The organism is Aurantimonas sp. 22II-16-19i (assembly GCF_002088275.1).
GTDB lineage: Bacteria > Pseudomonadota > Alphaproteobacteria > Rhizobiales > Rhizobiaceae > Jiella.
This window is the reverse complement of the sequence record NZ_AQQS01000009.1, coordinates 12,751-32,360: the sequence shown is the minus strand read 5'-3', so window position 1 is coordinate 32,360 and position 19,610 is coordinate 12,751. Positions and strand designations below refer to the sequence as shown.

Sequence of the window (19,610 nt, the reverse complement as noted above, 5' to 3'; positions counted from 1 at the left end):
GGAGCCGGCAGTCTGGCCACCGCGGGCTTCGAGAAGCCTCGCAGGGCTGGCACCGGGACCGCACAGCCGAACCCGACCGAAGGCGTGCGCGAGGACGGCAAACCGGGTTCTCCTGGTCGCCGGGTCGTTCGGACACGCGAGGGCCACGGGATGGTGGAAGCCGTGATGCGCGGTGCCGCCGACAAGGGGCTGACGCGGGCCAAGGACGCGCGCATCGCGGGCCGGGTCAGCAGCGCGCTGATTGCCGAGGCAAAGGCGCGGACGGGTCTCATGTCCGATACCGAGCTCGTCGAATTCGCTCTGGCGACCGTGGCGCTCCAAGACGATTTCGCGAAGGCCTTTCGCAAGACCAAGGGATCCGTCGACCCCGATCTCGATCTCGGCTTCTGACATGGCCTTCGACTTCGGCGCGGCCGAGCGCGTCCGGCGGCACGATCCCGGGAGAACGCTCAGCCGACGTCCCGACGAGGAGTTGCCTTATCTCGGCGACGAGGCGGTCGCCGGGGGCGGCATCCTGCTCGATACCTGCGTTTACATCGACCAGATGAAGGGCTCGGCCCCCGAGGTCGTCGAACGGCTGGTGGACATCCGCATCGTCAATCACAGCATGGTGGCGATCCAGGAGCTGATGTTCGCCATCGGGGCGCTGCGCAGGGACGACCCGCGCTCCGCCGCCGCGGAGGCGGCGATCGAGCGGCTCGTGCGAGCGATGCCCGCGCACCGGCAATTCGTGCCGGATGCCGATGTCCTCGGCAGGGCTGCGGTCTATGCCGGCATCCTCGGGAGGACGCAGGGCTATACGAGGGACGACAGGATGCGGGCACTGCACGACTGCACCCTGTTTCTCCAGGCCGAGAAGCTGGGGCTGGCGCTCCTGACGGCCAATGCCGCGGAGTTCGACATTCTCCTGCAGATCCGGCCAACGGGGAAAGTGCTGTTCTATCGCCCCGTTGCTGCGAAGCGGCGCTCGTAGGATCGCGATCGCATCGACGGGACCGGATTCGCTCGCGGCAAGGGCGGGCAGCGCCCTGACGAGCCTGGACGGATCGCAAGCCGTCTCGGTGTCCCGGAACCCGGGATCAGGTTTCGGCCTCTCGCGCGTTCTCCCCAGCTCCACCAGCGCGCCGAGATCACAAGCCTCTCAGGCTCGAGAGCCGATGCCGGCCCGGCCAGAGGCACGTGACGCCCCTCATGCCCCCTCCCGAAACCGGTTCGTGATCGGATACCGCCTGTCCCGCCCGAAATTCTTCTTCGTCACCTTCGTCCCCGGCGCCGACTGCCGGCGCTTGTATTCCGCGATGTAGAGCAGCCGCTCGATATGGGTGACGGTGTCCCGGTCGAAGCCCCGCGCTACCAGCTCGTCCACCCCGCCGTCATGCTCCACCAGATGCTCGAGGATCGCGTCCAGCACGTCGTAGGGCGGCAGCGAATCGTCGTCCTTCTGGTCCTCGCGCAGTTCGGCCGAGGGGGGCTTCACGATGATCCGCTCGGGCACCACTTCGCCGGCCGGGCCGAGGAGATCGTCCGGATGGTTCCGGTTGCGCCAGCGGGCGAGCCGGACGACTTCGGTCTTGTAGAGGTCCTTGATCGGGTTGAAGCCGCCATTCATGTCGCCGTAGAGCGTCGCATAGCCGACGCTCATCTCGCTCTTGTTGCCGGTCGTCACCACCATCGCGCCGAACTTGTTGGAGATCGCCATCAGGATCACCCCCCGGGCGCGGCTCTGGAGGTTTTCCTCGGTGATGCCGGCGGGCGTGCCCTCGAACATCGGGCCGAGCGCGCTCAGGAAGCCCTCCACGGGTTCGGCGATCGGCACGGTGTCGTAGCGCACGCCGAGGGCTTTCGCGCAGGCAGCGGCATCTTCGAGGCTCGTCTCGGCGGTGTAGCGATAGGGCAGCATGACGCAGTGGACGCGGCTGCCGCCCAGCGCATCGACGGCGAGCGCCGCGCAGATCGCCGAATCGATGCCGCCCGACAGCCCCAGCACCACCGACCTGAAACCGTTCTTGTTGACGTAGTCGGCAAGGCCGAGGACCAAAGCGCGCCACACCGCCTCGTCGTCGCCCGGGAGCGCGGCGACCGATCCGTCCTCGCAGCGCCAGCCCTCGCCGTCCTGCACCCAGTCGGACAGGAAGATCCCGCTCTTGAACTGCGGCAGCTGGAAGGCGAGGCTGCGGTCGGCATTGAAGGCGAAGGAGGCGCCGTCGAACAGGAGTTCGTCCTGGCCGCCCACCTTGTTGGCATAGACCACGGGCAGGTCGGTCTCGATCACCTGGCGCAGCACCACCTGATGCCGGACGTCGAGCTTGCCGCGATAGAAGGGAGAGCCGTTGGGCACGAGCAGGATTTCGGCGCCGGATTCGGCGAGCGTCTCGCAGACGCCGAGATCGCCCCAGATGTCCTCGCAGACGGGAATGCCGAGCCGCAGGCCGCGATAGTTGAGGGGCCCCGGCATCGGGCCAGCCTGGAACACCCGCTTCTCGTCGAACTCGCCGTAATTCGGCAGGTCGACCTTGGAGCGCCAGGTCAGCACCCTGCCCTCGTCGAGGACGGCGACGGCGTTGAAGAGACCGTCCTCGTTGCGCAGCGGGCAGCCGATGACGACGCCCGGCCCGCCGTCGGCGGTCTCCTCGGCCAGGCTCTCCACCGCCTCCATGCAGGCGGCGACGAAGGCGGGCTTCAGGACGAGATCCTCCGGCGGATAGCCGGCGATGAACAGTTCGGTGAAGAGGACGAGATCGGCGCCGGCCTCCGCCGCCTCGGCGCGGGCCTTGCGGGCGAGATCGAGATTGCCGGCGACGTCGCCGACCGCCGGGTCGAGCTGGGCGACGGCGAGCCGGAAACGATCGGTCAACTCAGGCATCGAAGGCAACTCCTCGGCACGGCGCCAATCCTCTATGTCTCTGGACGGTTCAAAACAGGGTGAGCGGCGAGTTGGCAAGGGCGACCATGCCATCGGGGCCGCGCCGGCACGCAGGACGGACAAGGACGATGGCGAGACATGACGGGCATGACGGGGCGGAGCGCTGGTTCGGCCAGTCCGCGGACAGCCTCGCACCGCGGGAGAAGCGGGTTCTCGAGCTGATCGGCCTGCGCCGCCCGATCACCTCGGAGCTGAAGCCTCCGGCGCCCCAGAGCGCGAGCTTCGGCGACCGGATGGCCGACAGGCTCGCCGAGATCGGGGGGTCCTGGGGCTTCATCGTGTCCTTCGTGGCGTTCCTTCTCGCCTGGGCCGTGATCAACACCGTGATTCTCGCCAGCGCGGCCTTCGACCCCTACCCCTACATCTTCCTCAACCTGGTCATGTCGATGCTGGCTGCCATCCAGGCACCGATCATCATGATGTCGCAGAATCGCGCGGCGGCCCGCGATCGCCGCGAGGCGAGCCGCGACTACGAGGTCAACCTGAAGGCGGAGATCGAGATTCTCGGCCTGCACGACAAGCTCGATCGGCTGCGGGATCTTGAAATTTCCGAGACCAAGCGCCTTCTAGCGGAGATCGCGGAGCGCCTGGAAAGGCTCGAGCGGCGCGGCGGCGGCGGCGAAGCGCCTTGAGGCGCGGGCGGCGGCCTCGCCCCCCTGTCGGCCGGGCAACGGGATGCCACTTTCTTGTGCCGCAAAGTTCTGAAACAAGGCGGCGCCGGGCGGCGGACGACCGCGGCCCGGGCTAGCCGCAACGCCCAGGGCCGCTTCGAGAAACGACAGCCAGCGGATTCGGAGAATACGTGTACGAGATCCTGTCCCTGATCGCCCAGTTCGGCCCGGTCATCGTTCTTGCCGGGACATTCTTCGAGGGCGAGGTCTTCGCGATCATCGGCGGGTTTCTGGCCTATCGCGGCTCCTATCCGTTCGAGATGATGATCGCCCTCGCCTTCACCGGCTCCTTCTGCGGCGATCTGGCGGTCTTCCTGTTCGCGCGGTTCTCGTCCAATCACCGGTGGGTGCGGGCCTGGCGCGAGAAGCCGCGCTTTGCCAGCGCGCTGTCCCTGGTGGAGCGCTACCAGGCCTATTTCGTCATCGTGAACCGCTATGTCTACGGGCTGCGCATGCCCGGCCTCGTGGCGCTCGGCATGTCGCGCATCTCGCTGACCCGCTTCACCGTCCTCAACTTCTTCGGCGCGGCGCTGTGGGCCTCGATCTTCACGACGATCGGCTACGTCTTCGGCTATTCGATCTGGTCGGTCTTCGCCAACCTCCAGGTATTCGAGCAGGGCGCACTCTACGTCCTGTGCGGCGTCGCGGTGCTCATCACCGTCTATTTCGGCTGGCGGCAATGGGGCCCGGTCGTCACTGCATGGTGGCGTCGCCCCCGCCGCGGGCCGGACGAGGAGGATGCGGGCGGCCCCGGCGCGCCGCGCCGCGTGCGCCTCATGATTCGAGGGCAGCGTCTCCGCGATCAAGGATCAAAGGAATGACGAGGTCCTCCTCGTCCTCGAGGTGGCGCAGCAGCCGGATCAGGAGCCTCTCGCTCGCCATCGAATAGGCGTCGCGGGCCCTTCGCGAGGCATCCGAGCCCGCCTCCGCCGCGGCCGTCGCGGCGAGGAAGCCGTTCGCCGCCGCCGCCACCTGCTCGAGATCGTGGTGGATCGTCACATGATCCGCGTCGAGCAGCTCGAAGCCGCGGGCCAGAAGCGGCTCGGCCCGTTGATAGGCGGGGAAATAATGCAGGTCCTCGATCTGGTGGTGGCCTTCGAGCTCGTTGAGGAAGAAGCCGAGCCGCGGCACGAACCACCGCTTGAACGGCTCCATCGCCACCTGCCCTTCCCGCTCCTGTTCGAGCGCCTCGGCCAGCGCGCGGCCGAGCTCGCGGAACATGTCGTGGCGCGACAGCCAGAACCGCGCCGTTCCCTCGATGTTGGCATGGCCCTGCCATGTCTCGCGCGGGTATTTTTCCAGGAGATGGCGCAGGTCCGCCGGCAGGCCGGGGCGCGCATCGAGATCGAAGCTCTCGCTCATCATGTCCTTTCGCGCGTGAGAGATGGGGTTTCGTGCGGGGTGTCAGGCGGCCCTGGAGAAGGCGAAGGCTTCCATGGCGAGAACGCCGAAGTCGCGGCTTCGATGCAGCATGGTCGAAGTCCCCGCTCCCATTCCCGAACTCGCCCCGAGCGCGACATAGAGCGGCATCAGATGCTCGTCGGTCGGGTGGTTTTCGCGGGCAAAGGGCGCCCGCCGGCGGTAGTCGAGGAGGGCCTCGACGTCGCCTTCGGCCAGCCGCTCGCCCATCCAGGCGGCGAAGGCCTCCACCCAGTCCGGCACCTCGGCCTGGCGCCGGCCGGCGCGCAGATTGGGGAACGCCTCGCGCAGATTGTGGGTCAGGGAGCCGGACCCGACGACGAGGACGCCCCGCCCCGCAAGACCCGCCAGCGCCTCGCCGAGCCGGTAGTGGTAGGCGGCATCGCGGGCAGGATCCACCGAGACCTCGAGGACGGGAATGTCGGCCGCCGGATATGCCAGGATCAGCGGCACCCAGGCGCCATGGTCGAAGCCCCGCCCGGTGGCGACGCCGGCCGCCAGGCCGGCCGCGCCGAGCCCCGCGGCGATCTCCTGCGCCAGGGCCGGATCTCCCGGCGCCGGATAGCGCATCGCATAGAGTTCCGGCGCAAAGCCGCCGAAGTCGTGGATGGTCTCGGGCTGCGCGTCGCCGGTGACGAGGACGCGGCCCGTCGCCTCGAAATGGGCGCTGGCGACGACGATCGCCCGCGGCCGCGGCAGGCTCGCCGCCAGATCCCGCAGGAACGCCGTCGCCGGCGTCTCGGCCACCGCGATGTCGGGCGAGCCGTGGGAGAGGAACAGGGTCGGCAGCATGGTGGGTCTCCGGAAACGAACCTTCCGGAGACTATGCGCTTGAGGTGACCGCGTCAGGCCCGAGAAGGCCCGACGCATCGTTCACCGTTTAAGGTGGATCGCGAAGGAGATGCCGCGGCGAGCGCTTACCCCGCCGCCTTGACCTTCTGCTCCGCCGCCGCGTGGTCCTTCTTCAGGAGCTCGGCGACGAGGAAGGCGAGTTCCAGCGCCTGGTTGGCGTTGAGCCTCGGATCGCAATGGGTGTGGTAGCGGTCCGACAGGTCCTCGGCGAGGATCGGCCGGGCGCCGCCGGTACACTCCGTCACGTCCTTGCCGGTCATCTCGATGTGGATGCCGCCCGGATGGGTGCCTTCCGCCCGATGCACCGCGAAGAAGGCCTCCACCTCGGCGAGGATGCGCTCGAAGGGCCGGGTCTTGTAGTGGTTCAGCGTGATCGTGTTGCCATGCATCGGGTCGCAGGACCAGACGACCTTCCTGCCCTCGCGCTCGACGGCGCGGATCAGCCGCGGCAGGCACTCTTCCACGCGCTCGTGGCCGAAGCGGGTGATCAGCGTCAGCCGGCCGGCCTTGTTCTCCGGGTTGAGCCGGTCGATCAGGCGGATCAGATCGTCGGGATCGGAGGTCGGGCCGCATTTCAGGCCGAGCGGATTCTTGATGCCGCGGCAGAACTCGATGTGGGCGTGGTCGAGCTGGCGGGTGCGGTCGCCGATCCAGATCATGTGGCCGGAGGTGGCATACCAGTCGCCGGAGGTCGAATCGACGCGGGTCATCGCCTCCTCGTAGCCGAGCAGCAGCGCCTCGTGGCTGGTGAAGAAATCGGTCTCGCGCAGCGACGGGTGGTTCTCGGCGTCGATGCCGATCGCCCGCATGAAGGCCATGGTCTCGGAGATCTTGTCGGCCAGCGCCCGGTAGCGGTCCGCCTCGGGGCTGCCGGCGACGAAGCCGAGCATCCACTGGTGGACGTTGTCGAGATTGGCGTAGCCGCCCTGCGCGAAGGCGCGCAAAAGGTTCAGCGTCGCCGCCGACTGCCGGTAAGCCATGATCTGGCGCTCCGGGTTCGGAATGCGGGAGGCCGCGTCGAACTCGATGCCGTTGACGATGTCGCCGCGATAGGCCGGCAGGGTCTGGCCGTCCTTGGTTTCGGAGCCCGACGAACGCGGCTTGGCGAACTGTCCGGCGATGCGGCCGACCTTCACCACCGGCTGGGCGCCGGCGAAGGTGAGGACGATGGCCATCTGCAGGAAGGCGCGGAAGAAGTCGCGGATGTTGTCGGCGCCGTGCTCGGCGAAGCTCTCGGCGCAGTCGCCGCCCTGGAGGAGGAACGCGCGGCCGTCTGCGACTTCGGCCAGAGAGCGCGTCAGCTTGCGCGCCTCACCGGCAAAAACCAGCGGCGGATAGCTGGCGAGACGCTTCTCGGTCGCCGCGAGCGCTTCGGGATCCGGATAGTCGGGCATCTGCATGACGGGCTTTGCGCGCCAGCTCGACGGTGTCCAATCCTTCGCCATCACAATGTCTCCTGACCGGGCCAGCCGGTCGTTCCTCGCCTCTGTGTCTTCGTGGGTTTGTGCGTGTGGAACCGGACCTGATCACGCCGCGCTCGACACGTGGGCGGCGTTTAAGCACTTATCGACCAGTTTGTCATCATGGATGACGCCGGCGCAGCGTTTGCCGGATGCGCCAGGCAAATCGGCCGATCGAAACGGGCCAGAGCCGCCGCGCCCTCTACGTCAGCCGACGATCTCGTCGGTCCAGACCTTGAAGCCGGTCAGGGTGTTCTGGCCGAAGGTGTGGGTCAGCGGCACGTCGGCGGCGTCGCGCCCCTGGGCGATCAGGATGCGGCCGATGCGCGGCTTGTTGTTGCGCGGATCGAAGGTCCACCAGCGCCCGCCGAGATAGACCTCCATCCAGGCGGCGAAATCCATCTCGCCGTGAGGCGGCGTCTCGCCGATGTCGCTGATATAGCCGGTGCAGTAGCGGGTCGGGATGTTCATCGCCCGGCAGAAGGCGACGGCGAGATGGGTGAAGTCGCGGCAGACGCCGCGGGCTTCCGAATAGGCCTCGGCGGCGGTCTTGGTGGGCCGCGAGAATTCGTAGCCGAAGGTGACGTGGTTGTGGACGAAGTCGCAGATCGCCTGCACCCGCGCCCAGCCCTCGGGCGTGTGGCCGAACAGCCGCCAGGCCTCGTTCGAAAGGAGGTCGCTCTCGCAATAGCGGCTCGGCAGGAGGAACAGGATGGTCTCGGCCGGCAGGTCCTCGACCCGGTGCTGCATGGCGCCAAAACCCTGCTCGTCGGCAAGGCCGTCGTCGCCGATCACCGTATCCGTGCCCATCACGAAGGTGCCGGCGGGGGCCACCAGCCGGTTGCACCAGTTGCCGAAACTGTCGCGATAGCTCTCGACCGGCACATGCGGGGTGGTCTGCAGGTGATCCGGCCGCTCCAGCCGGCCGACGCGGGAATAATGGACGTTGAGGATGACGATCATCGGCGTCGGCGCGGGGAACTCGTAGGTGAGCCGGCAACCGAGGTGAATCCGCATCGCTGCAACGCTTTCCCGGGCAGGCGCCCGACTGGAGAATGGCTGTCGGTCTCGGCAGCCGGACGACAATGGCCGGCCGACGCCACGTTCATGACTTCGAGCGACCATGACAGAGCCGGACGAAAATGACGATAGGGCGAAAGTACGGGCGGCTGAGCGTCCAGAGCGGGATGAGATCAGCTTCGATCGGCATCCCGCTCCATTCTCCGAGTGCCGCATGATCTTGTCCGAAAACCGGTTCCCACTTTTCGGGATCATGCTCCGAGTGCCACATGATCTTTTCCGAAAACTGGTTCCCACTTTTCGGGATCATGCTCCGAGTGCCACATGATCTTTTCCGAAAACCGGTTCCCACTTTTCGGGATCATGCTCTAGCCGGCCGGCTTGCCCCCCGAGCCGAGCTGGCCGACCGCATGGCCGGCGGTGCGGGCGAGCTTGTCGAGGATGTCGTAGAAGATGTCGATGCTGAAGCCGAAGATGAAGGCGAGGAACAGCGAGCCGAAGGACAGGCTGACGATCCCCGCATCACCCAGCACCGACGGCGTCATGAACCAGACGACGAAGATACCGGTGAAGGCGGCGAGAATGACGCGGAAGACGACGACGCTCGCAGCAGGGTCCGGATAGGTCGGCGCGATGAAGATCCGCATGAAATACATGATGGCGCCGAAGGAGCCGTAGAGCGCCGGCAGGATCCACTGGGCGACGACCGGATAGAGCGCGCGGATCGAATCGACGTTGCCGGTGATGAAGCTCTGGATCAGGGAATACTGGCTGTCCGAGGCAGCGAGGCCGATCTTGCAGCGGATGAGATATCGCGCGTATTTCATCTTGTCGATGCCGTCGGCAAAGACCTCGATGCTGCTCTTCGCCGCGATCTCGATCACCCGGCCGGCCGCGGGCGCGGTGAACAGCCCGCAATCTCCCTGTGGCAGGGAGAGCCTCCCATCGTCCCCGAACAGCCGGGCGAGCGACATCACCGAATAGCTCACGCGCTGGAAGACGTTGAAATCCTGCATCAGGCTGGCGGACTTGGCGGCCGCGGCTCCCACCACCGAATCATAGCGGCGCAATGCCTCGATCCGCTCGTTCAGCGCGGCGACCGCCGAATTCTGGCCGGCATCGGCGGCATCGAGGTCGAACAGATTCTTCGCGCCATGGGCGGTGAAGACGATCTCGTCGAGGATCGCCGTCGCCCGCTCCCCCTCCAGTTCGGCCATCGCGGCGAACAGCTTGTCGGCCTCCCGCTGCCAGCTGGTATAGTAGGCGCACAGAAACGCCAGAAGCAGCGCACCGACGATGAAGGCGGTCTTGCTGACGAAGGCGAAGCGTGTGCGGGCCACGGGGACCGGCTTGCCGTCGCTCGACCGGGCAAAGGGGTCGAACCCTCTCTGCAGGTCGATCAGCGTCACCGGCTGGATCTTCTGCAGCGCCAACCGAAACTCGTGCTGCAGGGCGAGGGCCTCGGGCGCGGCGAGATCGATATCGGGCCTGGCCGCCACCTTCGCGATGGCGGTCGACAGGCCGTCATCGTCGAGCTTGCCGCTCTTCAGGCCGAAATTGACGACGAGGAGCGCATCCTGCTGCAGATGACGAAGATATTCCACGGCATCCTCCCGGCCGCATGCGGAGCGCGATGAGCCGGCCTCGGCTCACGCGGCACAAGCCCGACCTCGCATGCTCTCGCGCGGCACCTGCTCCGGCCGTCCCGGATCCGCTTCCGGTGCGGGATGGCATCACCCCGATCGCGATCCAGCTCGATCGCTTCGCCCCCCCGCATGCTTCCGCCGGAACAGGGTCCGGCGTGGCCCGTGTCGGGCCTAGAGCGGGATGAGATCAGCTTCGATCGCGCTCACTCCTCTTCTTGTCTTCTTGCCGCATGGTCTTTCCCGAAAACCGGTTCCCACTTTTCGGGATCATGCCCTAGCCGAGCTTGCCCTTCTGGGGCCCGGCGACGGACTGGCAGACGCAATCGGCTCCCGGCGTTCCGGGGGGTAGTGCCCAACACCAGAACCGCTCGGTGAAGCAGATGGTGCCCGGCACGTGGTCCGGCACCTGGGCGACCGCCGGAGCGGCCAGTGCCGAGGCGAGCGCCAGGCCCGCGATCAGGACCCGGACGAGCCGTTCACTTGCAACCGCACGGCACCATGCCGAAGCCATGCCCGAACTCCGCTACGACGATCTGCGCCCGGACCTGCCACCAAAGCTCGGCGCGGGGAACGTCGAGCCACGACATCCCGGCCCGGCAAGTCCCGCCAGAAACCTCTGGCCAGCACCGCAGAGGCAGACACCTCGCCGGCCAGCGGGCGAAGACCCGGCAACCACCTGACCCTGCGGAACATCTGCCAGGAGCACGGTGGACGTGTAAACAAAATTCCTCGTGATGCCTGAAGAGACGCGGGGCGGGCTCGCCTGTCCGGTCAAGGCGAGCCGGACAGTGCCCGCCTCGCCCGGTCGCGGCCCTCGCCCTCGTTACTCACCACTCGCTATTCGCTATTCGCTATTCGGAGATGTCACGCAGGCCGCGCAGGGCGAGAAGCCTGTCGAACAGTTCCGCCTCGCCGTGGTCCAGCGTCACCGAACGGGGATAGAGCGGCGCGGCGCGGTCGGCCAGGCGCCACGTCTCGAAGCCGTGGGTCTCCTCGACGAAGCGCCTCAGGCCGTCGTCGCCATAGAGCATGCGGAAGCCCTGCATGACCGCGTCGAGATAGCTCTGGAGGATCGCCGACTGGCGGTCCTCGGCGGTCGGCGCGGCGGGATGGGCCTCGTAGATGTAGACGGGAATGTCGGAGAGCGGCGGCGTCTCGACGGTGAGGCGGGACAGATCGACGATGCGGCGGGCATAGCCGGCCTCGCGCTCGTCGACCGCCGGCAGGTGGTCGACGAGGTCGTAGACGACGACGCCGTGGACGCCCGCCGCCTCGTCGCGCTTGACCGAGAGCAGCGACATCTCCTCGCCGGCCTCCCTCGGCAGCCAGGTGCGCCGCCAGCCGGCCGCCTCGGCGCGGCGGATGCCGAGAAACTTCGTGCGCAGGGTGCGTGGGTTGACCAGCGAGCCGTAGCCGAAATAGGCGACGACGCGGCCCTCGGCCGCGAGCGCTTGAAGGTCCGGATGGTCTTCGTGGAGCGGGGGATGCTGCATCGTCGGTCTCACCGGGCAAGTGTTCAGTCAGGGCGTCGGTCTGGTCGTCGGCCATGGCGTCGGCCGCGTTCTCTGCGGCTTCATTCGGGCAGGGCGAAGACCGTCAGCACGCCGCCCGCCGCGGTGTAACGCGACAGGCTCTGATAGGCGCCGACCGCGCCGGAGCCGTCGTCCGGATTGGTCAGCCCGGCCGCCAGCCCGATCCCCGCCCAGCCGCCGATGCCCGACAGGACGGCGACATATTGCCGGCCCTCATGGGCATAGGTGGTGACGTTGCCGACGATGCCCGACGGCGTCTTGTAGCGATAGAGCGCCTCGCCGGTCCGCGCATCGACGGCCTTCAGGGTGCCTTCCAGCGTGCCGTAGAAGACGAGGTCGCCGGCGGTCGCCAGAACGCCGGACCAGACCGAGAAGCGCTCCGGCAGCGCCCAAATGATCTCGCCCGCGAGATTGTCCCAGGCGGTGAGCGAGCCCATCACACCCTCCGCCTCGAACCCCTGGCCGGCCGGCGCCGGATAGAGCCGCAGGGTGGCCCCGACATAGGGCTGGCCGGCGGTATAGGCGACGCGGAACGGCTCGTAGTCCATGCAGACGTGGTTGGTCGGCACGTAGAAGAGCCGGGTCTTCGGCGAGAAGGCGGCGGGCTGCTCGTTTTTGGCGCCGAGCGCGCCGGGGCAGATGCCCTCGGTGGTCACATCCTCGCCGTCGCCGTCCTGATCGGTCGAATAGGCCGGGTCGCGGACCGGCTCGCCATAGGTCGCGCTCGCCGGATCCGTGTCGATGCTTTTCGCCCAGTTCACCGCCGGATCGAACTTTTCCGCGACAAGCAGCTCGCCGCTCTCCCGGTCCAGCGTGTAGCCGAAGCCGTTGCGATCGAAATGGGTGAGGAGCTTTCGCGGTGTTCCATCGACCGTCTGGTCGGTGAGGATCATCTCGTTGACGCCGTCATAGTCCCACTCGTCATGGGGCGTCATCTGGTAGATCCAGCGCGCCTTGCCGGTCGCAAGATCGCGGGCGACGATGCTGTTCGACCACTTGTTGTCGCCCGGCCGCTGCACCGGGTTCCAGCTCGCCGGGTTGCCGGTGCCATAATAGACGAGGTCGAGCTCCGGATCGTAGGCGAACCAGCCCCACGGGCAGGCGCCGCCGATCTTCCACTGGTCGCCCTCCCAGCTCGAAAGCCCGCTATCGGCGCCGACGGGCCTGCCGAGCACGGTGGTCTTACCCGGATCGATCAGCATGTCCGCGTCCGGGCCGGTGGCGTAGGCGCGCCAGAGGCGCTGGCCGGTTGTCTCGTCATAGGCGGTCAGATGGCAGCGCACGCCGAACTCGCCGCCGGCCGTGCCGACGATCAGCCGGCCCTTCGCCGGCAGGACGGTCGCGGTATTGACCATGCCCGTCGCCGGATCGCCGTTCTTTGCCTGCCACCTCACCGCGCCGGTCGCGGCGTCGAGGGCGACGACGGTGGTGTCGGCCTGGTGCAGAAAGACCATGCCGTCGTCATAGGCGAGGCCGCGATAGACGGTGTCGCAGCACATCACCTCGATGACCGAGGGATCCTGCCGGGGCTCGTATTTCCAGACGATCTCGGCGTCCCTGGAGAGATCGAGCGCATAGACCGTGTTGGGAAACGGCGTGTGGACATACATGATGTCGCCGACCACCAGCGGCCCGCCCTCGTGGCCGCGCAGGACGCCGGTCGAAAAGCTCCAGACCGGGCGCAGCTTGCCGACATTCGCCGTGTCGATCTCGTCGAGCCTCGAATAGCGGGTGTTCTGGTAGTCGCCGGTCTGGATCGGCCACTCGGCGGGATCGGCGATCAGGGCGTCAAGGTCGCGGCTTTCGGCGCCGGCCGAAGCGCCGAAGCCGAGGCCGGGGCCGAGGAGGACGGCGAGGAGGAGAAACAGGCGGGCGGCCATCGGGCGGCGCTCCATTCATGCGGACGGTTCGGGCGATCGGTGCCGGCCCCGTCGAAGGCGGACGAACGAGAGCGTCCTAGCAAAGCCGCCGCGCCGGCGCGACCCGGATCGGCCGGAACCGGCTCCTGCGGCGCGATGCGCCGACGAGTGCGCCACTTTGGGTGTCGTGGCTTGACGTGAACGTAAGCGTCCACCAATTTCGCCCTGTGCCAGATTTCACGCCTCATTCCGCCGCCGCCGCCGAAGCGGCCTTCTTCCCGGTCACGGCCCGCGAGGTCACCGCCGAGACCGCGGACGGCGTCGTCCTGCCGGCGACGCTGTTTTCCGGCGAGGGCCGCGGCCCGGCCGTGCTGGTTTCGGCCGCCGCCGCCGTCGAGCGCCGGTTCTACCGGGCCTTCGCCAACCATCTCGTGGAACAGGGCGCGCGCGCCGTCCTCACCTACGACTATCGCGGCGTCGGCGCGGCGGCCAAGGGACGGGCGGCGAGCCGCTACCGGATGAAGGACTGGGGCGTCCTCGACCTGCCGGCGGCGCTGGCCGCCCTCGAGAGCGCTGCCGGCCCCGGCCCGCTGGTCGGCATCGGCCATTCCTTCGGCGGCGTCGCCCTCGGCCTTTGCGGCGCCGCGGAGCGTTTCGAGCGCTACGGTCTCGTCGCCTCGCTCAACGGCTATTACGGCCGCACCGCCGAGCCTTTGTCGGTGTTTGCCCGGATGAATCTCGCCGGCGTCCCGGCGACCCGGCTTCTCGGCTACATCCCGGCCTCCGTCGGCCTCGGCACGGCGCTGGCCGGACCGATCTTCCGCGACTGGGCGCGCTGGTGCCGCACGCCGGACTTCTTCTTCTCGGACCCGGCCGTCCCCGAATCGGAACGCTTCGCCGGGGTCGCTTTGCCGCTCCTGTCGATCGGCCTCACCGACGACCGCTGGGGCACCCGCAAGGCGGTGTCGGCGCTGCTCGACCGCTTCGCGGCGGCCGATGTCGAGGAAATCTGGCTCGGCCCCGACGAGGCCGGCGGCGCGATCGGCCATATGGGCTTCTTCCGCCGCGAGATGCGGGGAACGCTCTGGCCCGTGGCGACACGCTTCCTGCTGGGCGGCGAGCGTCCGAGCGCGGCGGACTGAGACGCAGGCGGGGGCGGCGGGCGGCTCACCGGCTGCCGGCGCGGCAGCGCCTGTCGCAACAGACCGAAGCGGTCATCGCGGCCTCGCCTCCTCTTCCGGCCTGACGGGCGGCTCCCCGGCGGGCCGCCAGACCGCCATCGCGCCGGCGCCGCCGATCAGCGCAATGCCGACCATCCCCATCCAGCCCGGCAGTTCGTCGAAGAACAGCGCCCTCGTCGACTGGCTGCGGGAGCAGCTGGCCGACTGAGGCGCGGGGCCGCGGGTCACGGCGTCGCGGCCACGGGCGCGAAATCCGCGGCATTTGCCGCAATTGCGCCGCTTGTCTCGGGTTATTCTGCTTGACTGTTGCTGGAGGGGTTCAGCCAACACGCCATGATCGCCGCCGAAGGCCTGGGCAGTCGCTGCCTTGCGGCCTCGACATGCCGGCCGGACATCGTCCGGACGCCAGCTTCGCGTCCGCGGATGCCCTGTCGGGGCAACTGCCCACCTTCCCGTCGTCGCAGCTTCGGCGACCATGGTGAAGAAAACATCTGCATGCGAAACGAATTGGTTACCACGTTTCGCCGACAATGAAGGCCGGGATCGACGCAAGGCCAGGATCGACGGACCGGCTGCAAGGCCGGCGGGAAACAGGGGCCTATCGCCGATCACCGTGACTGAAGCGAGGGGAAGCGCTTGACCGCAGACAGCTTCGAGGGGGTGCGCCCGAACGGGCGCAGACCACAGCGCGGAACGCCACGCGCCAGCCGTGGCGCGGTGTGGACGGGCACCGTGGTGGCGGTCTCGGCAGCGGCCGTGATCGTCGCCGGCTCGTTCGCCTTTTTGACCGACACCCATGCCGGAAGCGGCCCGGCCGCCCGGAGCGCAGCCCTGCCGGCCGAGGCTTTGGCGCAGGCCGCAGGCGACGCCCCGGTGAAGCTGGCCGCGCTCGATGGCCGCGCCGCGGCGCACTCGCCGCAGGGCGATCGCAGGTTTCGCATCGCGGCCAGCAGCTCAGTCACCAGCTTGGGCGATAACCCGGGCGACCTCTCGGCCCGCATCGCGGGCAACGGATTTCTGGACGCCGCCCCGGCGGCGGCCGGCGGTTTCGACCTTGCCGGCCACGAGCTGGCGCAACGGGGCGGCCGCGTCTTCCACCCGGCCGAGCCGAGGGCCGGCGACAACCGGACGGCCGGCAACACGGCGTCGTCCCGGACGGGTATCCGGCACGAAGCAGCGGGCCGTGCGATGGTCGCGGCGGCCCTGCCGGATCACGGGATCGACGCGGATCTCCTCGTCGCTTCGCTGACCAGCCGGCGTCCGGAACTTGCCCGGGACATCCTTCGCAGCATTCCGAAGAGCCTCGAGGCCAAGGTCGCCGCGGAGGCCCCGACGGGCAGCTCGTCGGCAGTCGGGACCAGGCCGCCGAGCACCGGCGCCCTCGCCCGGCTCGCGGCCTTCGACCCGCAGCCCTCGCTGCGGCCGGGGCTCTCCGGCATGGCGGTCGCCGCCTACCAGTCGCCCGGCGACTTTTCCCGCCCGTCCTTCCGCCCGCAGATCGATGCCGCGATCGGCACCGAGATCACAGCCGAGGCAGGGGTCGAGGCCGGCGAGCCGGCAGACGCATCGGTGCTGTCGTCGGTTCCCCTGCCCGCTTCCCGCCCCGAGACGGAGGCTGCCGGCAAAGAGGTGCAGGTGGCGAGCCTCGAGCCGGAAGGGCTTCCCGGTCCGCTCGGCACCGTGACCGAAGAGATGACCGCGCTCGTCGTGCCGTTGCCCGAGCGCCGGCCGAACTACCAGCCGCCGGTGGTCGCCAGCCCGCAACCCGAGCCGGCCCGGCAGCAGCCTGCGCAGCGCCGTGCCCCGCAGCCCGCCCCGGCCGTCGCCAGCACACGGCCGAACGTTCCCGGCCAGGATTCCGACCGCGGCGGCAGCTTCTTCGAACGGCTGTTCAGCCGGGGCAGCTCGGCCAAGCTGCCCCCAGCCCATCTCGGCGTCGCCGTCTACGACATCTCGGCCCAGACGGTCTATCTGCCCGGCGACGGCAAGCTGGAGGCCCATTCCGGCCTCGGACACATGCAGGACAATCCGCGCTACGTCGCCCAGAAGATGCGCGGGCCGACGCCGCCCAACGTCTATAACCTGCGGATGCGCGAGGCGCTGTTCCACGGCGTCGAGGCCATCCGGCTGCTGCCGGCGGACGGGCGCAAGAAGTACAATCGCGACGGTCTCCTCGCCCATTCCTACATGTATGTCGGCGGCGGCGACCGCTCCCAGTCGAACGGCTGCATCGTCTTCAAGAACTACGACCGCTTCCTCGCCGCCTTCAAGCGCGGCAAGATCAAGAAGATGATCGTCGTGAAAAGCCTCGACGAACTGCCGACCTACATGGCGGCGCTGTAGGGGACGCGGCCGCTCTGCCGGGAGGCGGGGCGCCGTCGGGAAGCGGGTGCGAGCCGCGCAGCGGATCTCGAAGCTCGGTCCTGCCGGATTGGCCCCTATTGCCGGATTGCTCGGCATGGATGCGGCATTCGTGCCGAACATGCCGGCGAACCGCATGAGGTTGTGGGGGTCAGCTGCAACCGCTTCCTCATGCCGGCTCGGGGGCCGGGATGACGACGTTTCAGCTCTGCGACCGTTCTTCCATGCCGATGGTGGCTGGCATGGAGGACTGCCGACGGGACCGCATGGGAGGTCAAAATCGTGCCGGGCATGTTCCGTGGATCGACCGCCGTCGCCGCACGAGGCGCTTCGAAATGCGTCTGCCGGTGCGCAGACAGCTGAAGGAGCGAGCGGCAGCAGACGGCGGAGCGGCCCCGCCGAGGCCCCTCCCCGTCTCCGCACCTCAGACCCGCTCGCCGTTCTTCACACGGTAGCTCGGCTGGTACATGGTCACCAGTTCTTCCGCCGCCGTCGGGTGGACGGCCATGGTGGCGTCGAACTGGTCCTTGGTGAGGCCGGCCTTGACGGCGATGGCGAGGATCTGGGCGAGCTCGCCGGCATCGTGGCCGAGGACGTGGGCGCCGAGGACGCGGCGGGTCGCCGCATCGACGACGAGCTTCATGATCATCCGGCCCTCGCGCCCGGTGAGGGTGTTCTTCATCGGCCGGAACGTCGCCTTGAAGATCTCGATCTCGGCAAAGCGCCGGCATGCCTCCTGTTCGGTGAGGCCGACGACGCCGAGTTCCGGCTGCGAGAACACCGCCGTGGCGATGCTGTCGTAGTCGGGCGACGTCGGCTTGCCGCGATAGAGCGTGTCGATGAGGCACATGGCCTCGTGGATCGCCACCGGCGTCAGCTGGACCCGGTGGGTGACGTCGCCGATGGCGTAGATGTTCTCTGCGCTGGTGCGCGAATACTCGTCGACCTTCACCGCGCCGCGCTCGTCGAGTTCGACGCCGGCCGTCTCGCAGCCGAGATTCTCGGTGTTGGCGTTGCGGCCGATCGCCAGCATCACCTGGTCGACGATCAGCACCTCGCCGCTCTTCATCGTCGCCGCAAGCGTGCCGTCGCCGCGCATGTCGACCCGCTCGAAGGTGTCGCAGCAATGGACCTGGAGACCCTTCCTGTCCATCGCCTCGTGGAGCTCGTGGCGCAGGTCGTCGTCGAAGCCCTGCAGGATCTCCTTGCCGCGATAGACCAGCGTCGTGTCGACGCCGAGGCCGTGGAAGATGTTGGCGAATTCCACCGCGATATAGCCGCCGCCGAGGACCGCGATGCGCTTCGGCAGCTCCTTCAGATGGAACGCCTCCTCGGAGGTGATGCAGTGCTCGGCGCCGGGCATCGCCGGGTGGCGGTTGGGCCGCCCGCCGGTGGCGATCAGGATCGTCTCGGCGGTCACGTGCCGGTCCGCGCCGATCAGCCGGACCGCGTGCGGGCCTTCCAGCACCGCGCGGTCGGTGATGACCTCGGCGCCAGCCTTGAGGGCATTGGTCTGGTAGATCCCCTCGAGCCGCTCGATCTCCTTGTCCTTGGCGGCCATCAGTTTCGACCAGTCGAAGCGCGTCTCGCCGACGCTCCAGCCGTAGCCCTCGGCATCCTCGAAGGCCTCGGAGAACTGCGAGGCATAGACGAAGAGCTTCTTCGGCACGCAGCCGCGGATCACGCAGGTCCCGCCGTAGCGGTATTCCTCGGCGATCGCGACCCGCTTGCCCAGCGATGCCGCGACACGCGCGGCGCGAACGCCGCCGGAGCCGCCCCCGATGACGAAGAGATCGTAGTCGTATGCAGCCATGGCTAGTCGTCCCGCTGGTTGAGCCCGTCCCGTCGTGCGGGTCCGCCGGCCCCGCCTTCGGGGCGGCTCGTCGCACGATACGGCGCGGCGGAGCGGTTTGTTTCGCGCCGTCGCGTCAAATCTTCGAAGGGCGGCCGCAGCGGCAGGCCCGTTCCGGAGCCGCGGGAGCCGAGGGCCCGGCGGCATGTGCCGGTCCGTTCCGGCCGCATCGCGAGCCGGGTGCGGCCGCAAGCGGCTCTGCCGATCCGGCGCCCCTGCCGGCTCCCGTCGCCGTCGCCCCTAGTTGGCGCCGGTCGCGGCGCCCTCGGCCTGCGGCGCGGCGCCGCCATTCATGGCGCGGAATTCGTCGAACGCCGCCTGGCGCAGATCCCGGACGATGCCGCGGCTCCACAGTTCGGCCGCCTGCAGCATGCCGCGGGTCGCCTGGGGGCCCTGGGCGAGCAGCTTCTCGCCGGCTCCGGAGCTGTAGAAGCTCGCAATGCTCTTCAGCTCGTCCTCGCTGAAGATCCGGGCATAGATGCGCGCCACCTCGGTCTCGAGATCGGCACGGCGCGGCGCCAGGGCGATCGCCGCGTCGTCCACCATGTCGGAGATCTGCTGCTCCATGTCGGGCCGGTTGTTGATCAGCTCCGACTTGATCTGGGTCGCGGCGTTCGGGAGGATCTCGTCGAACTGGTCGGTGGCCCGGATCGCCGTGACCGCCGCGCGGGCCGCCGCGAGGTGGCTCTCGCTGATGTCCTGGGCCGGCTGGCTGGTCTGCTGCGCATCGTTCGCCTGCTGGGCGCTGGCGGCGGCCGGCAGGAGCAGCATCGCGGTGGCGGCGGCAACGACGCCGCGGCGCATCGACTGACTGAAGATCATCGGTTCATTGAC

The 19,610-nt window shown here is 68.5% G+C and carries 18 protein-coding genes; 6 read left to right on the top strand and 12 right to left on the bottom strand.

Annotated features, from left to right (window positions below):
* Positions 1-84: 84 nt before the first annotated feature.
* Both ATO4_RS09440 and ATO4_RS09435 read left to right on the top strand, forming a co-directional pair.
* Entirely contained in the window at positions 85-390 is a 306-nt protein-coding gene (locus ATO4_RS09440; protein ID WP_348626457.1) for a hypothetical protein, read from the top strand.
* Position 391: 1 nt separating this feature from the next.
* Complete coding sequence (locus ATO4_RS09435) at positions 392-973, top strand: DNA-binding protein (RefSeq protein ID WP_083591273.1); 582 nt, start codon at positions 392-394, stop codon at positions 971-973.
* A 216-nt stretch (positions 974-1,189) separates the two neighbouring features.
* On the opposite strand, the gene ATO4_RS09430 is transcribed toward ATO4_RS09435, so the two are convergent.
* The gene (locus ATO4_RS09430; protein ID WP_083591272.1) at positions 1,190-2,863 is read right to left on the bottom strand and encodes an NAD+ synthase; all 1,674 of its coding nucleotides are present in this window, start codon (positions 2,861-2,863) and stop codon (positions 1,190-1,192) included.
* Positions 2,864-2,991: 128 nt separating this feature from the next.
* On the opposite strand from ATO4_RS09430, the gene ATO4_RS09425 reads away from it, so the two are divergent.
* Together ATO4_RS09425 and ATO4_RS09420 are read left to right on the top strand one after the other, a co-directional pair.
* Positions 2,992-3,555: a DUF1003 domain-containing protein gene (locus ATO4_RS09425; protein WP_083591271.1), complete on the top strand. Its 564-nt coding sequence runs from the start codon at positions 2,992-2,994 to the stop codon at positions 3,553-3,555.
* A 170-nt stretch (positions 3,556-3,725) separates the two neighbouring features.
* Positions 3,726-4,415: a DedA family protein gene (locus ATO4_RS09420; RefSeq protein WP_083591270.1), complete on the top strand. Its 690-nt coding sequence runs from the start codon at positions 3,726-3,728 to the stop codon at positions 4,413-4,415.
* Here the strand turns inward: ATO4_RS09420 and ATO4_RS09415 are convergent.
* From ATO4_RS09415 to ATO4_RS09385, 8 genes are all read right to left on the bottom strand, one after another.
* On the bottom strand, positions 4,369-4,956 hold the full coding sequence (locus tag ATO4_RS09415; protein ID WP_083591370.1) for a hemerythrin domain-containing protein: 588 nt from the start codon (positions 4,954-4,956) through the stop codon (positions 4,369-4,371). The two genes, ATO4_RS09420 and ATO4_RS09415, sit on opposite strands and share 47 nt — an antisense overlap.
* Positions 4,957-4,998: 42 nt before the next feature.
* Positions 4,999-5,805, bottom strand: a complete 807-nt coding sequence (locus ATO4_RS09410; protein ID WP_083591269.1) for a class III extradiol ring-cleavage dioxygenase — start codon at positions 5,803-5,805, stop codon at positions 4,999-5,001.
* Between the two features lie 125 nt (positions 5,806-5,930).
* Positions 5,931-7,310, bottom strand: a complete 1,380-nt coding sequence (locus tag ATO4_RS09405) for a 3-deoxy-7-phosphoheptulonate synthase class II (protein ID WP_083591268.1) — start codon at positions 7,308-7,310, stop codon at positions 5,931-5,933.
* Between the two features lie 222 nt (positions 7,311-7,532).
* Complete coding sequence (locus tag ATO4_RS09400; protein ID WP_083591267.1) at positions 7,533-8,342, bottom strand: transglutaminase family protein; 810 nt, start codon at positions 8,340-8,342, stop codon at positions 7,533-7,535.
* 371 nt (positions 8,343-8,713) lie between these two features.
* The gene (locus ATO4_RS09395) at positions 8,714-9,949 is read right to left on the bottom strand and encodes a hypothetical protein (protein WP_083591266.1); all 1,236 of its coding nucleotides are present in this window, start codon (positions 9,947-9,949) and stop codon (positions 8,714-8,716) included.
* Positions 9,950-10,265: 316 nt separating this feature from the next.
* On the bottom strand, positions 10,266-10,502 hold the full coding sequence (locus ATO4_RS27035; RefSeq protein ID WP_139802353.1) for a hypothetical protein: 237 nt from the start codon (positions 10,500-10,502) through the stop codon (positions 10,266-10,268).
* A gap of 340 nt (positions 10,503-10,842) precedes the next feature.
* Positions 10,843-11,484, bottom strand: coding sequence for a gamma-glutamylcyclotransferase family protein (locus tag ATO4_RS09390; RefSeq protein ID WP_083591265.1), 642 nt, complete (start codon positions 11,482-11,484; stop codon positions 10,843-10,845).
* 80 nt (positions 11,485-11,564) lie between these two features.
* On the bottom strand, positions 11,565-13,403 hold the full coding sequence (locus tag ATO4_RS09385) for a methanol/ethanol family PQQ-dependent dehydrogenase (protein ID WP_139802352.1): 1,839 nt from the start codon (positions 13,401-13,403) through the stop codon (positions 11,565-11,567).
* Positions 13,404-13,609: 206 nt separating this feature from the next.
* Here ATO4_RS09385 and ATO4_RS09380 point away from each other — a divergent pair, with 206 nt between their 5' ends.
* Positions 13,610-14,524, top strand: coding sequence for an alpha/beta fold hydrolase (locus tag ATO4_RS09380; RefSeq protein WP_083591263.1), 915 nt, complete (start codon positions 13,610-13,612; stop codon positions 14,522-14,524).
* 72 nt (positions 14,525-14,596) lie between these two features.
* Here ATO4_RS09380 and ATO4_RS27030 read toward each other — a convergent pair whose 3' ends face one another.
* Positions 14,597-14,791, bottom strand: a complete 195-nt coding sequence (locus ATO4_RS27030; protein WP_139802351.1) for a hypothetical protein — start codon at positions 14,789-14,791, stop codon at positions 14,597-14,599.
* Positions 14,792-15,199: 408 nt separating this feature from the next.
* On the opposite strand from ATO4_RS27030, the gene ATO4_RS09375 reads away from it, so the two are divergent.
* Positions 15,200-16,906, top strand: coding sequence for a tlde1 domain-containing protein (locus tag ATO4_RS09375; protein ID WP_245308658.1), 1,707 nt, complete (start codon positions 15,200-15,202; stop codon positions 16,904-16,906).
* A 442-nt stretch (positions 16,907-17,348) separates the two neighbouring features.
* Here ATO4_RS09375 and gor read toward each other — a convergent pair whose 3' ends face one another.
* Entirely contained in the window at positions 17,349-18,737 is a 1,389-nt protein-coding gene (gor, locus tag ATO4_RS09370) for a glutathione-disulfide reductase (protein ID WP_083591261.1), read from the bottom strand.
* Positions 18,738-19,016: 279 nt separating this feature from the next.
* The gene (locus ATO4_RS09365) at positions 19,017-19,598 is read right to left on the bottom strand and encodes a DUF2059 domain-containing protein (protein ID WP_083591260.1); all 582 of its coding nucleotides are present in this window, start codon (positions 19,596-19,598) and stop codon (positions 19,017-19,019) included.
* Between the last annotated feature and the right edge of the window lie 12 nt (positions 19,599-19,610).